Consider the following 18,363-nt stretch of genomic DNA (forward strand, 5'->3'; position numbering starts at 1 on the left):
GCTTGCCCGCGAAGCTTTTAACGGCGCGCAAAGGTATCCGCACGATTGCCCGACACCTTGCGGCAATGCACCAGCGCGTCACGAATCATGAAGTTCACCAGGGTTGGCGAGACGCCAAGTTCCTTGGCGATGTCTTTTTGCGGTACGCCGTGCAGGCGGTACATCTCGAAGGCGTAACGGGTGCGGCTGGGCAGCTCCGTCAGCGCATCGGCAATGTTTTCCAGGGTCGAGAAATTCATGTGCGAGGTTTCCGGCGAAGCGCCCTGAATCACCACGTTCAGACCTTCCTCTTCCGGGCCCGAATACTTCTGCTCCAGCGCCTGCTTGCGGTAATGATCGATCGCCAGGTTGCGCACGATCTGGAACAGATAGCTGAGCTGCGCCTTGATTGACGATGTGATCTGCGGCGCCGATTGCAGCCTGAAGAACGCATCCTGCACCACGTCTTCGGCGCGTGATCGGCAACCGGTGATGCGGGCGGCAATCTTGACCAGAATCAGTCGGTTGTCGACGAAGGCCTGAAGTAGCGGTGAATCGCACCTGCTTGTGGATACTTGTTCCGTCATTGGAAATCACCTTGCTGCAAATAGGGTCGTGGGACGACAGGGGGGGTCAGACTCGTCCTACACATCGAGCGACAAATTATGTTGAATGATAATGATTGTCAATTGAGAAAGAGAATTAATGCTCCACAGAAGAGCAGAGTGAGAACTGCGACAGGCTGACTCACCTACCGACCTCAAGCCTGCTGGCGCTCTAGCCTGGCGACTAATTATTTCAAGACCTCATCCGTTCTCATTGGTGAATGGCTCCGAGCGCAAGCCCCGGCCAAAACAGCGTTCCCAAGCCTTGCGCGGTCGGCGAAGACCGCGTCCTGCATGTCCATGAACGGGCGTGACGTACGAAAACCGATTCCACTTGCAAGCCGAATTCAGGCAGGAAACCTCATGACCGACGCGTTCGAACTCCCTAGCACACTGGTCCAAGCCCTTCAGCGCCGCGCGGCCCTGACGCCGGACCGGGTGGCCTTGCGTTTTCTCGCCGAAACCCAGGATCAGGCTGCGGTGCTCAGTTATCGTGAGCTCGATCAGCGGGCGCGAACCATTGCCGGTGCGTTGCAGGCCGAGACGTCGTTTGGCGATCGCGCGGTGCTGCTGTTTCCCAGTGGCCCGGACTACGTCGCGGCGTTTTTCGGTTGCCTGTACGCAGGCATCATTGCGGTGCCGGCCTATCCACCTGAATCGACCCGTCGTCATCACCAGGAACGTCTGCTGTCGATCATTGGCGATGCCGAGCCGCGCTTGCTATTGACCAGCGCCGACCTGCGCGACGCGTTACTGCAAATCGACGAGGCGCCGCCGCTGCTGTGTGTCGATACCCTCGACAGCGCCCTGGCCGAACGCTGGGTCGCACCGGACTTGCACGGCGACCACATCGCCTTCCTGCAATACACCTCCGGTTCCACCGCGTTGCCTAAAGGTGTGCAAGTCAGTCACGGCAACCTGGTGGCCAACGAACTGCTGATTCGCCACGGATTCGGCATCGATTTGAACCCCGAGGACGTGATCGTCAGCTGGCTGCCGCTGTACCACGACATGGGCCTGATCGGTGGCCTGTTGCAGCCGATTTTCAGCGGCGTGCCCTGTGTGTTGATGTCGCCGGCGTACTTCCTCGGCCGACCATTGCGTTGGCTGGAGGCGATCAGCGAATACGGCGGCACCATCAGCGGCGGGCCGGACTTCGCCTATCGGCTGTGCAGCGAACGGGTCAGCGAATCGGCGCTGGAGCGTCTCGACCTGAGTGGCTGGCGCGTGGCGTATTCCGGTTCCGAACCGATTCGCCTCGACACCCTGGAACGTTTCGCCGAGAAGTTCGCGGCCTGTGGCTTTACCTCGGACAGCTTCATGGCCTCTTACGGGCTGGCGGAAGCCACGCTGTTCGTTGCCGGCAGCCCGCGCGGTCTGGGCATTCCATCGTTGCGTGTGGATGATCAAGCGCTGGCGCAGAACCGTGCCGAGCCGGGCGATGGCAGTCCAATCATGAGTTGCGGCATCAGCCAGCCGGATCACGCGGTGCTGATTGTCGATGCCGTCTCGCTCGACGAACTCGCCGACAACGTGGTCGGTGAAGTCTGGGCTGCCGGGCCGAGCATCGCCCATGGCTACTGGCGCAACCCCGAAGCCACGGCCAAGACATTCGTCCAGCACGCCGGTCGTACCTGGCTGCGCACTGGCGACCTGGGGTTTTTGCGTGACGGGGAACTGTTCATCACCGGGCGCCTGAAAGACATGCTGATCGTTCGCGGTCACAACCTCTATCCGCAGGACATCGAGCAGACCATCGAGCGTGAAGTGGAGGTGGTGCGCAAAGGTCGCGTGGCCGCGTTCGCGGTCAACATCGAGGGGCAGGAGGGCATCGGCATCGCTGCGGAAATCAGCCGCAGCGTGCAAAAAATCCTGCCGCCCGAGGCGCTGATCAAAGCCATCCGTCAGGCGGTGGCCGAGGCGTATCAGGAAGCGCCGAGTGTGGTGGTATTGCTCAATCCGGGAGCGCTGCCGAAAACGTCCAGCGGCAAATTGCAACGCTCGGCGTGCCGCAATCGCCTGGCCGATGGCAGCCTGGACAGCTATGCGCTATTCCCGTCGGCAGACAGCGCAAGCCCATCTGAAACCAACACTGGCTCAGAGCTGCAAGGCTTGATCGGCAATATTTGGTGCCAACAGCTCAGCGTCCAACAGGTCAGTGCTGACGATCACTTTTTCCTGCTCGGCGGCAACTCCATCGCCGCCACTCAAGTGGTTGCGCGCCTGCGTGAAGAGCTGGGGCTGGAGCTGAATCTGCGCCTGTTGTTCGAAGCGCCGACCCTCGGCGCGTTCGCTGCCGCGGTCGCCCGGCAACAACAGGATGGCGGCGTGGCCCAAGGCGTGATCATGCCCTTGTCGCGCAGCGAAGCCATGCCGCAATCCCTGGCGCAAAACCGTTTGTGGATCACCTGGCAACTCGACCCGCAGAGCAGCGCCTACAACATACCCGGTGCCTTGCGTCTGCGCGGCGAACTGGAGGAAGACGCCTTGCGCGCCAGTTTCCAGCAACTGATCGAACGTCACGAATCCCTGCGCACGCGGTTTTTCGAGCGGGATAGTGTGGCCCTGCAACAGGTCATTGCTGCCGGTGAGTTCAACCTGCAAGTGATCGACATCAGTGACCTGCCGGCCGCCGAGCGTGAAGCCCGCGCGCAGCAGATCCGTGAGGACGAAGCCCGCACCCAATTCGATCTGGAAAAAGGCCCGCTACTGTGGGTGACCCTGGTACGCCTCGGCGATGAAGACCATCAACTGCTGGTGACCCTGCACCACATCATCGCCGACGGCTGGTCGCTGAACGTGCTGATCGACGAATTTTCGCGGCTGTATGCGGCCGCCTCTCAAGGCCAGACCGCCAGCCTTCCAGCGTTGCTGACGCAATACGCCGACTATGGCAGTTGGCAGCGCCAGTGGTTGGCGCAAGGGGAGGGCGAGCGTCAACTCGCTTACTGGAAAGAGCAGTTGGGCGTTGATCATCCGACCCTGAACCTGGCCACCGATCATCCGCGTTCGGCCCAACACACTCACAGCGCCGCCCGTCATACGCTGCGTTTGGACGCCAGCCTGAGCGATGCCATTCGCCAGACTGCCCAGGCCCATGAAGCGACGCCGTTCATGCTGTTGCTCGCGGCATTCAAGAGCCTGCTGCATCGCTACAGCGGCCAACGCGACATCCGCGTCGGCGTGCCGAATGCCAACCGTCCGCGCCTGGAAACCCAAGGGCTGATCGGCTTCTTCATCAACACCCAAGTGCTGCGCGCCGAGGTGGATTCGCGATTGCCATTCGTTGAGTTGCTGGCACAAACCCGTCAAGCCGCATTGGGCGCGCAAGCGAATCAGGATCTGCCGTTCGAACAACTGCTCGAGGCCTTCCCCCAGGCCCGCGAGCAGGGCTTGTTCCAGGTCATGTTCAACCACCAGCAACGGGATCTCAGTGCGCTGCGTCGCTTGCCGGGGCTGCTCGCCGAAGAGCTGCCGTGGCACAGTCGCGAAGCCAAGTTCGACCTGCAACTGCACAGCGAAGAAGACCGCAATGGTCGCCTGAGCCTGTCGTTCGACTATGCCAGCGAGTTGTTTGACGCGACGACTATCGAGCGCTTGGCCGAGCATTTCAGCAACCTGCTGCGAGCCGTCTGCGAACAACCGACGACTGCCATCGGCGACCTGCAATTGCTGACCTCGGGCGAGCACGATCAGCAGTCCATCTGGAGCGCCGCACCCTGCACACCGGCCAGCCAATGGCTGCCTGAGTTGCTCAACGAACAAGCGCGCCAGATCCCGGAGCGCACCGCGCTGCTGTGGGACGGCGGCAGCCTGGACTTCGCCGAACTGCACGCCCAGGCCAACCGCCTGGCGCATTACCTGCGCGACAAAGGCGTCGGCCCGGACGTGTGCGTGGCCATCGCCGCCGAGCGTTCGCCGCAGTTGCTGATCGGCTTGCTGGCGATCATCAAGGCCGGTGGCGCTTATGTGCCGCTGGACCCGGATTACCCGGCCGAGCGCCTGGCTTACATGCTCAGCGACAGTGGCGTCGAACTGCTGCTGACCCAAACCGAATTGCTCGACCGCCTGCCGGCCACCGATGGCGTCAGCGTGATCGCCATGGACGCCCTGCATCTGGAGAACTGGCCAAGCCATGCGCCCGGTCTGCACCTGCACGGTGACAACCTGGCCTACGTGATTTACACCTCCGGTTCCACCGGTCAGCCGAAGGGCGTTGGCAATACTCACGCGGCCCTCGCTGAACGCCTGCAATGGATGCAAGCCACCTACCGTCTGGACCAAACCGATGTGCTGATGCAAAAAGCGCCGATCAGTTTCGACGTGTCGGTGTGGGAATGCTTCTGGCCGCTGATCACTGGTTGCCGCTTGTTGATCGCCGGTCCTGGTGAGCACCGCGATCCGCATCGCATCGCGCAACTGGTCCAGCAATACGGTGTGACTACGCTGCACTTCGTACCGCCGTTGCTTGCGTTGTTCATCGACGAGCCGCTCAGCACCGAATGCACCAGCCTGCGCCGGGTGTTTTCCGGCGGCGAAGCCTTGCCCACGGAGCTACGCAACCGGGTACTGGAACAACTGCCGGCGGTGCAACTGCACAACCGCTACGGCCCCACCGAAACGGCCATCAACGTCACCCATTGGCATTGCACAACGGCTGATGGCGAACGCTCACCGATTGGCCGGCCATTGGGCAACGTGTTGTGCCGCGTGCTCGACAGCGACCTCAACCCGGTGCCGGCCGGTGTGCCGGGAGAACTGTGCATCAGCGGTATCGGTTTGGCCCGTGGTTATCTCGGTCGTCCAGGCTTGACCGCGGAGCGCTTTGTGGTCGATCCGCTGGGCGAGCAGGGCGCACGTCTGTACCGCACCGGCGACCGTGCTCGCTGGACCGCCGACGGCGTGATCGAATACCTCGGTCGTCTCGATCAGCAAGTCAAACTGCGCGGTTTTCGTGTCGAGCCGGAAGAGATCGAAGCGCGTCTGTTGGCGCAGCCCGGCGTCGCCCAAGCGGTGGTGCTGGTGCGCGAAACGGCGGCGGGCGGGCAGTTGATCGGTTACTACACCGCCACTGAAACCAGCGAAACCATCGATGCTCAAACCATGCGCCTGAAAACCGCGCTGGCGGCAGAGCTGCCGGAATACATGGTCCCGGCGCAACTCATGCGTCTGGATGAAATGCCCCTGAGCCCAAGCGGCAAACTCGACCGCCGCGCCTTGCCTGAGCCCCAGTGGCAAGTCCGCGAGCATGTCGAACCGGTCACTGCCCTTGAGCAGCAAATCGCCAGCATCTGGCGCGAAGTGCTGGGCCAAACGCAGATCGGTCTGCGCGATGACTTCTTCGCCCTCGGCGGCCATTCTTTGCTGGCCACGCAAATCATTTCCCGCACGCGCCAGGCCTGCGACGTCGAGTTACCGCTGCGGGCGCTGTTCGAGGCCAGTGAGCTGGGCGCTTTTGCCGAACAGGCTCGCTTGATCCAGGCCAGCGGCAAAACCAACAAACAGCCGCCGATCGAGAAGGTCGACCGCAGCCAACCGGTACCACTGTCCTATTCTCAGCAACGCATGTGGTTCCTCTGGCAGATGGAGCCCGACAGCCCGGCCTACAATGTCGGCGGCATGGCGCGGTTGCGCGGCGTGCTGGATGTCGGGCGTTTCGAAGCGGCGCTGCAAGCGCTGATCATGCGGCACGAAACCCTGCGTACGACGTTCCCAAGCGTCGACGGCGTGGCCCGGCAACAGGTTCATACGGACACCGGCCTGCGCATGGACTGGAAGGATTTTTCCGTGCTGGCGGTCGACACCCGTGAACAACGGGTACAGCAACTGGCCGATGATGAAGCCCATAAACCTTTCGATCTGGAAACCGGCCCGCTGCTGCGTGCTTGCCTGGTCAAGACCGCCGAGCAGGAGCACTACTTCGTCCTGACCCTGCACCACATCGTCACCGAAGGTTGGGCGATGGACATCTTCGCCCGGGAACTGAGCGCGCTCTACGAAGCCTTCGTCGATGATCGCGAATCACCACTGCAACCGCTACCGGTGCAGTACCTGGATTACAGCGCGTGGCAGCGTCAGTGGCTGGAGTCCGGCGAACGTCAGCGCCAGCTCGATTACTGGACCGCGCAACTGGGCCGCGAACATCCGCTGCTGGAATTGCCGGCCGATCGTCCGCGTCCGCCGGTGCAAAGCCATCAGGGTGAACTGTTCCGCTTCGACCTCAGCGATGATCTTGCGGCGCGGGTTCGTGCCTTCAACGCTCAAAACGGTCTGACCCTGTTCATGACCATGACCGCCACGCTGGCGGTGCTGCTTTACCGCTACAGCGGCCAGACCGATCTGCGTATCGGCGCGCCGGTGGCCAACCGCATTCGCCCGGAAAGCGAAGGGCTGATCGGCGCATTCCTCAACACTCAAGTGCTGCGTTGCCAGCTCGACGGGCAGATGTCTGTCGGCGAGTTGTTCGAGCAGGTTCGCCACACTGTGATCGAAGGCCAGTCCCATCAGGACCTTCCGTTCGATCATCTGGTTGAAGCCTTGCAGCCAACCCGCAGTGCGGCTTACAACCCGCTGTTTCAGGTGATGTGCAACGTGCAGCGCTGGGAATTCCAGCAGAGCCGAACCCTGGCCGGTATGACTGTCGAGTACCTGGCCAACGATGCGCGAGCGACCAAGTTCGACCTCAACCTGGAAGTCACCGACCTGGACCATCGCCTCGGTTGCTGCCTGACCTACAGCACCGATTTGTTCGATGAACCGCGCATTGCGCGCATGGCCGGACACTGGCGCAATGTGCTGGAAGCGTTGCTCGACGATCCGCAGCAGCGCCTCAGCGAACTGCCGTTGCTGGAAGCCACCGAACAGCAAAACCTGCTCGACAGCCTTGGTATTGAGCCGGGCGAACATCGCCTCGATCAATGCATCCATCACCTGTTCAGCGAGCAAGCCCTGGTGCGCAAGGACGCGCCGGCCCTGACGTTTGCCGGCCAAACCTTGAGCTACGCCGAGCTCGACAGTCGCGCCAATCGTCTGGCCTGGATGCTGCGCGAGCGCGGTGTCGGGCCGCAGGTTCGGGTAGGCCTGGCGTTGGAGCGTTCACTGGAAATGGTCGTCGGCCTGCTGGCGATCCTCAAGGCTGGCGGTGCCTATGTGCCGCTGGACCCGGAATACCCGCTGGACCGCTTGCACTACATGATCGAAGACAGCGGCATCGGTTTGCTGCTCAGCGATGCGGCGATGTTCGCGGCGCTCGGTGAATTGCCGGCCAGCGTCGGCCGCTGGTGCCTGGAAGAAGACGCCGCTGCACTGGCCAACTACCCGGCCAGCGAACTGCCGTTTATCAGCCTGCCGCAACATCAGGCGTACTTGATTTACACCTCCGGCTCCACCGGCAAACCGAAAGGCGTGGTGGTGTCCCACGGTGAAATCGCCATGCACTGCCGTGCCGTGATCGAGCGCTTCGGCATGCGTCCGGACGACTGTGAGTTGCACTTCTATTCGATCAACTTCGATGCCGCGACCGAGCGTCTGCTGGTGCCGCTGTTGAGTGGTGCGCAGGTTGTCCTGCGTGCTCAGGGGCAGTGGGATGCGCAAGAAATCTGCGGGCTGATTCGTCGGCATAACATCAACATTCTTGGTTTCACCCCAAGCTACGGCAGCCAGTTGGCGCAATGGCTGGCGACCCAGGGCGAAACCCTGCCGGTGCGTATGTGCATCACCGGTGGCGAGGCCCTGACCGGCGAACACTTGCAACGGATTCGCGCGGCGTTCAAACCGAGCCTGTTTTTCAACGCTTACGGCCCGACCGAAACCGTGGTCATGCCGCTCGCCAGCCTGGCACCCGAGCAACTGGAAGAAGGGCTGGGCAGCGTGCCGATCGGCAGCGTGATCGGCGCTCGCGTCGCCTACATCCTCGACGCCGATCTGGCGTTGGTGCCGCAAGGCGCGACGGGCGAATTGTATGTCGGCGGTGCAGGCCTGGCGCAGGGGTATCACCAGCGTCCGGGCATGACCGCCGAACGGTTTGTTGCCGATCCTTTTGCAGTGAACGGCGGGCGTCTGTATCGCACCGGCGACCTGGTGCGCCAGCGTGCCGATGGCTTGGTGGAGTATCTGGGGCGCATCGACCATCAAGTGAAGATTCGTGGTTTTCGCATCGAACTGGGCGAGATCGAAACCCGTTTGCTGGAACACGAATCCGTGCGTGAAGCAGTGGTGCTGGCCCTCGACGCACCGAGCGGCAAGCAGTTGGTCGGCTACCTGGTCACCGACGTCGCCGAACAGGATGAAACGCAACAAGCTGCATTGCGCGAAGCGCTGAAGGCGCACCTCAAATCTCAGTTGCCGGATTACATGGTGCCAACGCACTTGATCCTGCTGGCCAGCATGCCGCTGACCGCCAACGGCAAGCTCGACCGTCGCGCACTGCCGGCCCCGGCCCCGGAGTTGAATCGTCAGCAGTACGTGGCGCCGAGCAACGAACTTGAGCTGACCCTGGCCGGCATCTGGTGCGAAGTGCTGAACGTGCAGCAGGTCGGCCTCAACGACAACTTCTTCGAACTGGGCGGCGATTCTATTCTGTCGATCCAGGTGGTCAGCCGTGCGCGGCAGCAGGGCATCCACTTCAGTCCGCGTGACCTGTTCCAGCACCAGACCGTGCAAACTCTCGCCGCTGTCGCGACCCGCACCGAGCAGGTCACCGCCGAGCAAGGTTTGCTGAGCGGTGAATCGCGTTTGACGCCGATTCAGCACTGGTTCTTCGACACTGAAATCCCCCAGCGTCAACACTGGAACCAGGCGTTGCTGCTGGAGCCGACCGTGGCGCTCGACCCGCATCGTCTGGAGCAAGCGCTGCTGGCGGTGATCGAACAGCACGACGCCTTGCGCCTGCGCTTTACCGAAGTCGCCGGCCATTGGCAGGCCGAGCACCAGGCGGTTTCCGACGCCGCGGTGCTGTGGCAGGTGAAAGTGCCGGCCATAGACAAATGCGTGGCGTTGTTCGCTGATGCCCAGCGCAGCCTCGACCTTGAGCAAGGGCCGCTGATGCGGGCGCTGCTGGTGGATGATCCTGAGGGGCAACAACGGCTGTTCATTGCCATTCACCACCTGGTGGTGGACGGGGTGTCGTGGCGGGTGCTGCTGGACGATCTGCAAACGGTTTATCGTCAAATCGAGTCCCGGCAGTCGGTAAAACTGCCGGCAAAAACCAGCGGCTTCAAGGAATGGGCCGCACGGTTGCAGGCTTACGCCGGCAGCGAATCCCTGCGTGAAGAATTGAGCTGGTGGCAGACGCAGCTGGCCGGTCCAAGCGTTGAATTACCGTGTGATCGTCCGCGGGGCGGACAGCAAAATCGCCACGCGCAAACCGTCAGCGTGCGCCTCGACAGCGAGCGTACCCGCCAACTGCTACAACAGGCGCCGACGGCCTATCGCACTCAGGTCAACGATTTGCTGCTGACCGCATTGGCCCGTGTGGTGTGCCGCTGGAGCGGTCACGAATCGGCGTTGATTCAACTCGAAGGCCACGGTCGCGAAACCCTGTTCGACGAGATCGACCTGACCCGCACCGTTGGCTGGTTCACCAGCGCCTATCCACTGCGCCTCACACCTGAGAGTGAACAGGGTGCGTCGATCAAGGCGATCAAGGAGCAACTACGCGCGGTGCCTCATAAAGGCTTGGGTTATGGCGTGCTGCGTTACCTGGCCGACGGTGTGTGCCGTCAGGCCATGGCCGCGCTGTCGGTGGCGCCGATCACCTTCAACTACCTGGGTCAGTTCGACCAGAGTTTCGGCAGCGATGGGCTGTTCCGTCCGCTCGATGAACCGGTGGGCGCGGCCCATGATCCACACGCTCCGCTGCCTAACGAGCTGAGCGTCGACAGTCAGGTGTATGGCGGTGAGTTGGTGCTGCGCTGGACTTTCAGCGCCGAACGCCACGATCTGCAAACCATCACCGAACTGGCAGAGGCGTATCTGGGCGAATTGCAAAGCCTGATTCAGCATTGCCTGAGCGATAACGCAGGCGGCCTGACGCCATCGGACTTCCCGTTGGCCAGACTGACTCAGCCGCAACTCGACGCACTGCCAGTGCCTGCGCCGATGATCGAAGACGTTTACCCGCTAACCCCAATGCAGGAAGGCATGCTGCTGCACACCTTGCTCGAACCGGGCACCGGCCTTTATTACATGCAGGATCGCTACCGCATCAACAGCGAGCTCGACCCACAACGTTTCGCCCAGGCCTGGCAAGCGGTAATCGCCCGTCACGAAGCCTTGCGCGCCTCGTTCTGCTGGAACGTCGGCGAAGACATGCTGCAAGTGATCCACAAACCGGGCAGCACCCCGATCGAGTATCTGGACTGGAGCGCGGTGGCCGAAACCGAGCAAGAACCGAAGCTGCAGGCGTTGCTGAAAAGCGAGCGTGAGGCCGGGTTCGATTTGCTCAATCAGGCACCGTTCCACCTGCGCTTGATTCGCGTGGGCGCGGCGCGTTACTGGTTCATGATGAGCAACCACCACATCCTCATCGATGCCTGGTGCCGTTCGCTGCTGATGAACGACTTCTTCGAGATCTACACCGCCCTCGGCGAAGGTCGGGAAGCGCAACTGGCCGTGCCGCCGCGCTATCGCGATTACATCGGCTGGCTGCAACGCCAGAGCCTGGCCGAAGCGCGGCAGTGGTGGCGGCAGAACCTGCAAGGTTTCGAGCGCACCACGCCGATTCCGAGCGACCGGCCGTTCCTGCGTGAACACGCCGGCGACAGCGGCGGTATGATCGTCGGCGACCGTTACACAAGGCTGGATGCCCGCGATGGCGCGCAATTGCGCGAACTGGCTCAGGCCCATCAGCTGACCATCAACACCTTCGCCCAGGCGGCATGGGCGCTTGTGCTGCGCCGCTTGAGCGGTGATCGCGACGTGCTGTTCGGCGTCACGGTCGCTGGGCGCCCGGTGGAAATGCCGGAGATGCAACGCACCGTCGGGCTGTTCATCAACAGCATCGCCCTGCGGGTGAAAATGCCCGAGGACGATCAGCATTGCAGTGTTCGTCAGTGGCTCAGCGGTCTGCTCGACAGCAACATGCAACTGCGCGAGTACGAATACCTGCCGCTGGTGAGCATCCAGGAAAACAGCGAACTGCCTAAAGGCCAGCCGCTGTTCGATAGCCTGTTCGTGTTCGAAAACGCGCCGGTGGAAGTCTCGGTGCTGGACCGTGCGCAAAGCCTCAACGCTACGTCGGATTCGGGCCGTACCCACACCAACTTCCCGCTGACGGCGGTGTGTTATCCGGGCGATGACCTGGGCTTGCACCTGTCTTACGACCAGCGTTATTTCGACGAATCCACGGTCGAGCGCATGCTCGGCGAATTCAAGCGCTTGCTGCTGGCGCTGGTCGAAGGCTTCCATGGCGACATGGCCGATCTGCCGTTGCTGGGCACTGAGGAACAGGACTTCCTGATTCATGGCTGCAACCAGAGCGAACACGACTACCCGCTGGAGCAGAGCTATGTCTCATTGTTCGAAGCGCAAGTTGCCAAGCATCCGCAGCGAATTGCCGCCAGTTGCCTGGATCAGCAACACAGCTACGTTGAGCTGAACCAGCGCAGCAACCGTCTCGGCCATGCGCTGATTGCGGCGGGAGTTGGCCTGGATCAGCCAGTGGCGCTGCTCGCCGAACGTAACCTCGATCTGCTGGGCATGATCATCGGCAGCTTCAAGGCCGGTGCCGGTTACCTGCCACTGGACCCGGGCCTGCCGAGTCAGCGCTTGAGCCGCATCATCGACCTGAGCCGTACGCCGTTGCTGGTTTGCACTCAGGCGTGTCGTGAACAAGCCGTTGCGCTGCTGGAAGCGTCCGGTTGTGCCAACCGACCTCGATTGCTGGTCTGGGAAGACGTGCAGGCGCGTGATGTTTCGGTGGCCAATCCAGGCATTTACAGTGGCCCGGACAATCTCGCCTACGTGATTTACACCTCGGGTTCCACCGGTCTGCCGAAGGGCGTGATGGTGGAGCAGCGCGGCATGCTCAATAACCAGTTGAGCAAGGTGCCGTACCTGAAGCTGAGCGACGCCGACGTGATCGCCCAGACTGCTTCGCAAAGCTTCGACATTTCGGTCTGGCAGTTCCTTGCGGCGCCGCTGTTTGGCGCTAGGGTGGACATCGTGCCGAACAGCATTGCCCATGATCCGCAGGGATTGCTGGCCCATGTTCAGAGCCAGGGCATCACCGTGCTGGAAAGCGTACCGTCACTGATTCAGGGCATGCTCGCCCAGGACCGCATGAGCCTCGACGGCCTGCGCTGGATGCTGCCAACGGGTGAAGCGATGCCGCCGGAATTGGCACATCAATGGTTGCTGCGTTACCCGCAGATTGGTCTGGTGAACGCCTATGGCCCGGCGGAATGCTCGGACGATGTGGCATTCTTCCACGTCGACCTGGCTTCGACGCGCGGCAGTTATCTGCCGATTGGCACGCCGACCGACAACAACCGTTTGTATTTGCTCGATGGCGCGCTGGAACTGGTGCCGTTAGGGGCGGTGGGTGAGTTGTGCGTGGCTGGTACCGGTGTGGGACGGGGCTATGTGAGCGATCCGTTGCGCACTGCGCAGGTGTTTGTGCCAAACCCGTTCGGCGCACCGGGTGATCGCTTGTATCGCACCGGCGACCTGGCCCGACGTCGCAGTGACGGCGTGCTGGAATACGTCGGACGCATCGACCATCAAGTGAAGATTCGCGGTTACCGCATCGAACTGGGTGAAATCGAGGCACGTCTGCATGAGCAACCAGAAGTTCGCGATGCAGCGGTGGGTGTGCAGGAAGGCGTGAATGGCAAGCATTTGGTCGGCTATCTGGTCGCAGCCGATTCGGCGCTCAATCCGAACGAACGACTGGAGCGCATCAAGCAACGTCTGCGCGCAGAGTTGCCGGAATACATGGTGCCGCTGCACTGGTTGTGGCTCGACAAGCTGCCGCTCAACGCCAACGGCAAACTCGATCGCAAGGCCTTGCCGGCGCTGGAGATCGGCCAGTTGCAGAGCCAGGACTATCAGGCGCCGCGCAATGAGCTGGAACAGACACTGGCGGATATATGGGCCGAGGTGTTGAAGGTCGAGAAGGTCGGTGTGCGTGACAACTTTTTCGAGCTCGGCGGGCATTCGCTGCTGGCCACACAGATCGCCTCGCGGGTGCAAAAAGCCCTGCAACGCAACGTGCCGCTGCGGGCGATGTTTGAGTGCAGCACGGTGGCGGAGCTGGCCGAGTACATCGACGGATTGGCGGCGAGCGACATTACCGAGGAGAAGGTGGATCGGCTTAACGACCTGATGGCGGAGTTGGAGAGCCTTTAAAGTCAGAAGATCGGGTTGACTGCCGGCCCCCACCGGCTCAGTCTTCCTGTGTTTTTTAATGGATCCGATTTCACCAGGGAGGCAGTCGATGCCCTTCGTAACGGTTGATGGACAAGCGCTTCACTATCTGGATCAAGGCACAGGCCCTGCGGTTCTGCTGGCCGGCAGTTACCTGTGGGACCAAGCCATGTGGGCGCCGCAGATTACGGCGTTGTCGCAGCACTATAGGGTCATCGCCCTGGACCTGTGGGGCCATGGCGAATCCGGACGGATGCCCGAATGCACAAAGTCGCTGGATGACGTGGCGCGCCAGGCACTGGGCTTGCTCGATCATCTGGACATCGATCGCGTCACGCTGGTCGGTCTTTCGGTGGGTGGCATGTGGGGCGTGCGACTGGCGCTGTCAGCACCGCAGCGGCTCGACGGTCTGGTGCTGATGGACACCTACGTCGGCGTCGAACCGGAACCGACCCGCCAATATTATTTCTCGCTGTTCAAGCAGATCGAAGACAGCGGTGTGATCTCGCCGCAGCTGCTCGATATTGTGGTACCGATATTCTTCCGTCCGGGCATCGATCCGCAGTCGGCGCTGTATCAGGATTTCCGCGCCAAACTGGCTGCGCTGCCGGCCGACCGTCTGCGTCAAAGCATCGTGCCGATGGGGCGGATTACCTTTGGTCGTGATGACCTGTTGCCGCGTCTGGGTGAACTGAACCCTGAAACCACGCTGTTGATGTGCGGCGATCAGGACAAACCGCGACCGCCGTCGGAAACCAAGGAAATGGCCGAGTTGATCGGTTGCCCGTATGTGCTGGTACCGGAGGCGGGGCATATCTCCAATCTGGAGAATCCGCAGTTTGTTACGGATGCACTGTTGAAATTTCTAGGTGCGAGGAATTAGCCGATTTTAATGGCCTCATCGCGAGCAGGCTCGCTCCCACAGGTGACCGCATATCCCTGTGGGAGCGAGCCTGTTCGCGATGGGGGCGGTGGGGATTACTTAGGCCCCAGAATCTTCACCAACTTCTCCGGCGACGGCGCGCCTTGTTGCTGTTGCAGCTGGCCCTTGTCATCCATGTAGAAAATCGCCGGGGTGGCGGCCAGTTCCAGCTCTTCCATCAACTGCATGTTCGCCGCGAGTTTCGCCTGAATGGCCGGCGGCACATCTTTCAGGGCTTTGAGCGAACTGTCCTTGCCGGATTTCTCGTGGTCTGCCAGCGCTTTTTGCGGGTCCTTGGCGGCCAGCAGCGCGGCGGATTTGCCCGGGCTGTCCTCGCGAATGATGCCGACCATAATGTGCCGCAACTGCACCTTACCGGCCTTGACCCACGGCCGCGCCTGTTCCCAGAACATGTTGCAGTACGGGCAATTCGGGTCGCTGAACAGATAGACGATGCGCGGTGCGTCCTTGTTGCCATCAGCGATCCAGTTGCTCGCTTCCATCTTGCCCCAGACTTCCTTGGCCATTGGCGCGTAGACCTGTTTCTGCAACGGCGCGCTGCTCAGGTCATTGCCGTCGGCGTCGTACAGATTGCCGACCAGCACATGTTTGCCGCCCGGGGTCAGGTACAGCGTCATGCCGCGGTTCTGGTACTGCGCCGCATAACCGCGCAGGCCGTCGGGTGCGTCGAAGGTGCCGACAATTTTGGCGCCCTTGGCTTCGATCTTCTTGATCGCTTCAGGCAATTCTTCGGCCTGTACCGACGGCAAGTGCAGCAGGGCGGCACCCAGGGTTAACGTCAGCAGGTGGCGGAGGCGGAGCATGGCAATTTCCTTGAAGGCGTGGCCGAGGTGGCCGGGTTCGGGGTGTCGAAGTTTTCCAGGGCGCGGGCCAGGCTGGCTTCAGAGAGTTCGCCCAGATGGCTGCCCAGCAGTTGCCCAGCGGGGCTATAGAACAGCGTAGTCGGCAATGCCATGGAACCCACGGCCTGACCCAATCGACCGCTGCCATCGAACAGCACGTTAGACAGGCTCAGGCCTTGGGTTTCGAGGAAGGTGCTGACGCTCTGCATGCTTTCGGCCTGATTGACGAACAGAAAGGTCAGGTCTGGACGCTGTTGCTGGGCATTTTCCAGCACCGGCATTTCCCGGCGGCACGGCGGGCACCAGGTGGCCCAAAGATTGATGACCAGCGGACCGCCCTGGTAATCGCTGAGTTGCACCGTTTGGCCAGCGGCATTGCGCAGGGTAATCTGCGGCAGACGCGTGCCTTGTTCGTAAATATTCAAGGAGAACGTCGCCAGCAACCAGAACGCCAGACCACTGACCACGCCAAAGCCCAACGGCTTGCGCAGGCCCGGGCGACGCCAGCCTCGATACACCGCGGCGAGCAATAGCACGACCACCCCGGGCCAGGCGAGAAAACCACCGTCGCGCAGGTCGATGATCTGCCACGGATCGTTGCGATACTGCGCCCAGTAGGCGATCACGAAACCGACTCGGGCCGCCAGCATGCCCAGCAGGAATAGGCTGAACAGCACCGACTCCGGGTTCTCGCCGCCTCGCTTGGCCACCCGCCAGCCGACAAAGGTCGCCAGCGCCAGGGCACTGATCAGCAGCAGGTGATTAAGCGCGATGGCAAAGGTGCCGAGGGTAAAAGTCAGCATTAACGAGCGTCTCGGGTGGTGGTCCAGCGTTGCAGGAAGGTGCCGGCATCGACCTCACCGGTGATGCGCTGGCTGCGGCGCTCTTCACCATTGGGGCCGATCCACAACAGGCTTGGCGGCCCCGGCACTTTATAACGGCCGAGCAGTTCGCGGCTGGCGGCATTGTCGGCGGTGACGTCCAGCCGTAGCAAGCGCACATCGCTGAGCGCCTCCAGTACCTGCGGTTTGCCGAAGACCTGTTTTTCCATGACTTTGCACGACACACACCAGTCGGCGTAGTAGTCCAGCAGCACCCATTGACCCTGGACCTTGGCCGCATCGAGTTCGCGTTGCAGGGCGGCGGGCTCCTTGATCGTGGTGAATGCATCATGCGCGCTCGGTGCAGCAACGCCGGTACGGCCGGCGCTGTACACCTGCAACGGCTGATATGGATTGTCACTGCCGCCCGCCGCACCGATGACCAACAGACTGCCCCAGAGACCCAATAGCAGCGAACTGGCGCCGAACAGTTGGGCGACGCGGCCAAACCCTTGCGACTGCTTCCAGGCGCTGTAGGCCGCGATCAACAACAAGGCGCCACACAGACCGAGCCACAGCGATTCATCCAGCACCGGACGCAGCATCAGCAGCGCGGTGGCGAGGAAGAGGAAACCGAACACACCCTTGAGCAGGTTCATCCACGCACCGGGTTTGGGCAGGAAACGATTGCCGACAGTCACCAGCAGCAACAGCGGCAAACCGATGCCGATGCCCATGGCGAACAGAATCAGCCCACCATGCAGCGCATTGCCGCTTTGGGCGATATAGAGCAGGGCGCCGGCCAATGGGGCGGTCATACACGGACCTACCAGCAGGCCGGACAAAGCCCCGAGCACGCCGGCACCGATCAGGCTGCCACCGCGCTGATTGCGCGAAACATGCTCCAGCCGATCTCGCACGGCCACCGGCAATTGCAGTTCGAAGAAACCGAACATCGGCAAAGCCAGCAGCACGAACACCGCCGCAAAGCTGCCGAGCAACCAAGGGTTTTGCAACAGCGCCTGAAGGTTCGCACCGAGCAGCGCAGCCAGCACGCCCATCGCCGCATACACCAGGGCCATATTGACAACGTAACTGCCGGCCAGGGAAAAACCGCGTTTGGGCGTGGCGCCACTGCCCACGATCAATCCCGCCAGTATCGGCAGCATCGGCAACGAGCAAGGGGTGAACGCCAGCAGCAGCCCCAGGCCGAAGAACACCAGCAGGCTCCAGCCCAACGCCCGTTGCTGCAGGCCGCTGGCCAGAGCCTGGTCGGGCGCCTCTTCAGCAAACGCGGCAAGGACGTTACTTGTGCCAAGGTTGATCACTTGAGTCTGCGGCGGATAACACAAACCGGCATCGGCGCAGCCCTGGAAGCCTACTTTGATCTGACCAGTGGCTCCGGCCGGAATCTTCAGCTCCAGGCCCTGGCGGTAGACCTGCTGTTCGCCGAAGAACTCGTCGCTGTGGGACTCGCCCTCCGGTAGCACTGGCATCTGCTCCGGGGCCAGACCGTCGAATTTCAGGCGTTTCTGATACAGGTAATAATTGTCGGCAATTTGCCAATAGAGCTGGGTTTCCCCGGATTCAAGGCGTTCGGAGGTGAAGATGAACGCTTTTTCCACCGGGAGAAAATCGGGTTTGGTCTCAAACGGATTCGTTCCAGCCTGGGCCACACCCGAGATCAACAGAACAAAGAATAAAAACAGTCGACGCATGGGTAAGCCTTATCCCTGTGCAAGTGAGGTGCACAGTGGCGGGTGGCGATTAACCGACGATTAACCACACTCGCCTTGTGACAATGGCTC

General features: G+C 61.8%; 6 protein-coding genes. 2 read left to right on the plus strand and 4 right to left on the minus strand.

The window, feature by feature from the left end; all coding sequences use genetic code 11:
- Positions 1-17: 17 nt before the first annotated feature.
- A complete protein-coding gene (locus MMG91_RS14030) occupies positions 18-566 on the minus strand; it encodes an RNA polymerase factor sigma-70 (protein ID WP_007894994.1) in 549 nt (182 codons plus the stop codon).
- Between the two features lie 381 nt (positions 567-947).
- Between MMG91_RS14030 and MMG91_RS14035 the strand changes: the two genes are divergently transcribed.
- On the plus strand, positions 948-13,931 hold the full coding sequence (locus MMG91_RS14035) for a non-ribosomal peptide synthetase (RefSeq protein ID WP_310659926.1): 12,984 nt from the start codon (positions 948-950) through the stop codon (positions 13,929-13,931).
- A gap of 88 nt (positions 13,932-14,019) precedes the next feature.
- Positions 14,020-14,832 (plus strand): alpha/beta fold hydrolase, encoded by an 813-nt coding sequence (locus tag MMG91_RS14040; protein WP_310659927.1) that lies wholly within the window; start codon positions 14,020-14,022, stop codon positions 14,830-14,832.
- Positions 14,833-14,927: 95 nt separating this feature from the next.
- On the opposite strand, the gene dsbG is transcribed toward MMG91_RS14040, so the two are convergent.
- Genes dsbG through dsbD form a run of 3 tightly spaced genes read right to left on the minus strand, consistent with a single transcriptional unit; the run spans position 14,928 to position 18,273 of the window.
- Complete coding sequence (gene dsbG, locus MMG91_RS14045) at positions 14,928-15,695, minus strand: thiol:disulfide interchange protein DsbG (protein WP_310659928.1); 768 nt, start codon at positions 15,693-15,695, stop codon at positions 14,928-14,930.
- On the minus strand, positions 15,671-16,537 hold the full coding sequence (locus tag MMG91_RS14050) for a TlpA disulfide reductase family protein (protein WP_310659929.1): 867 nt from the start codon (positions 16,535-16,537) through the stop codon (positions 15,671-15,673). Before MMG91_RS14050 ends, dsbG begins: the two co-directional genes overlap by 25 nt.
- Complete coding sequence (gene dsbD, locus MMG91_RS14055; protein ID WP_310659930.1) at positions 16,537-18,273, minus strand: protein-disulfide reductase DsbD; 1,737 nt, start codon at positions 18,271-18,273, stop codon at positions 16,537-16,539. Before dsbD ends, MMG91_RS14050 begins: the two co-directional genes overlap by 1 nt.
- Between the last annotated feature and the right edge of the window lie 90 nt (positions 18,274-18,363).

Origin of the sequence: Pseudomonas sp. JL3, assembly GCF_031570575.1 — a bacterium.
GTDB lineage: Bacteria > Pseudomonadota > Gammaproteobacteria > Pseudomonadales > Pseudomonadaceae > Aquipseudomonas > Aquipseudomonas cucumis.

Coding starts and splice junctions, on each gene's coding strand:
- MMG91_RS14040 (WP_310659927.1), top strand. CDS start 14,020: ATGCCCTTCGTAACGGTTGATGGACAAGCGCTTCACTATCTGGATCAA.
- MMG91_RS14050 (WP_310659929.1), bottom strand. CDS start 16,537: ATGCTGACTTTTACCCTCGGCACCTTTGCCATCGCGCTTAATCACCTG.
- MMG91_RS14035 (WP_310659926.1), top strand. CDS start 948: ATGACCGACGCGTTCGAACTCCCTAGCACACTGGTCCAAGCCCTTCAG.
- MMG91_RS14030 (WP_007894994.1), bottom strand. CDS start 566: ATGACGGAACAAGTATCCACAAGCAGGTGCGATTCACCGCTACTTCAG.
- dsbG (WP_310659928.1), bottom strand. CDS start 15,695: ATGCTCCGCCTCCGCCACCTGCTGACGTTAACCCTGGGTGCCGCCCTG.
- dsbD (WP_310659930.1), bottom strand. CDS start 18,273: ATGCGTCGACTGTTTTTATTCTTTGTTCTGTTGATCTCGGGTGTGGCC.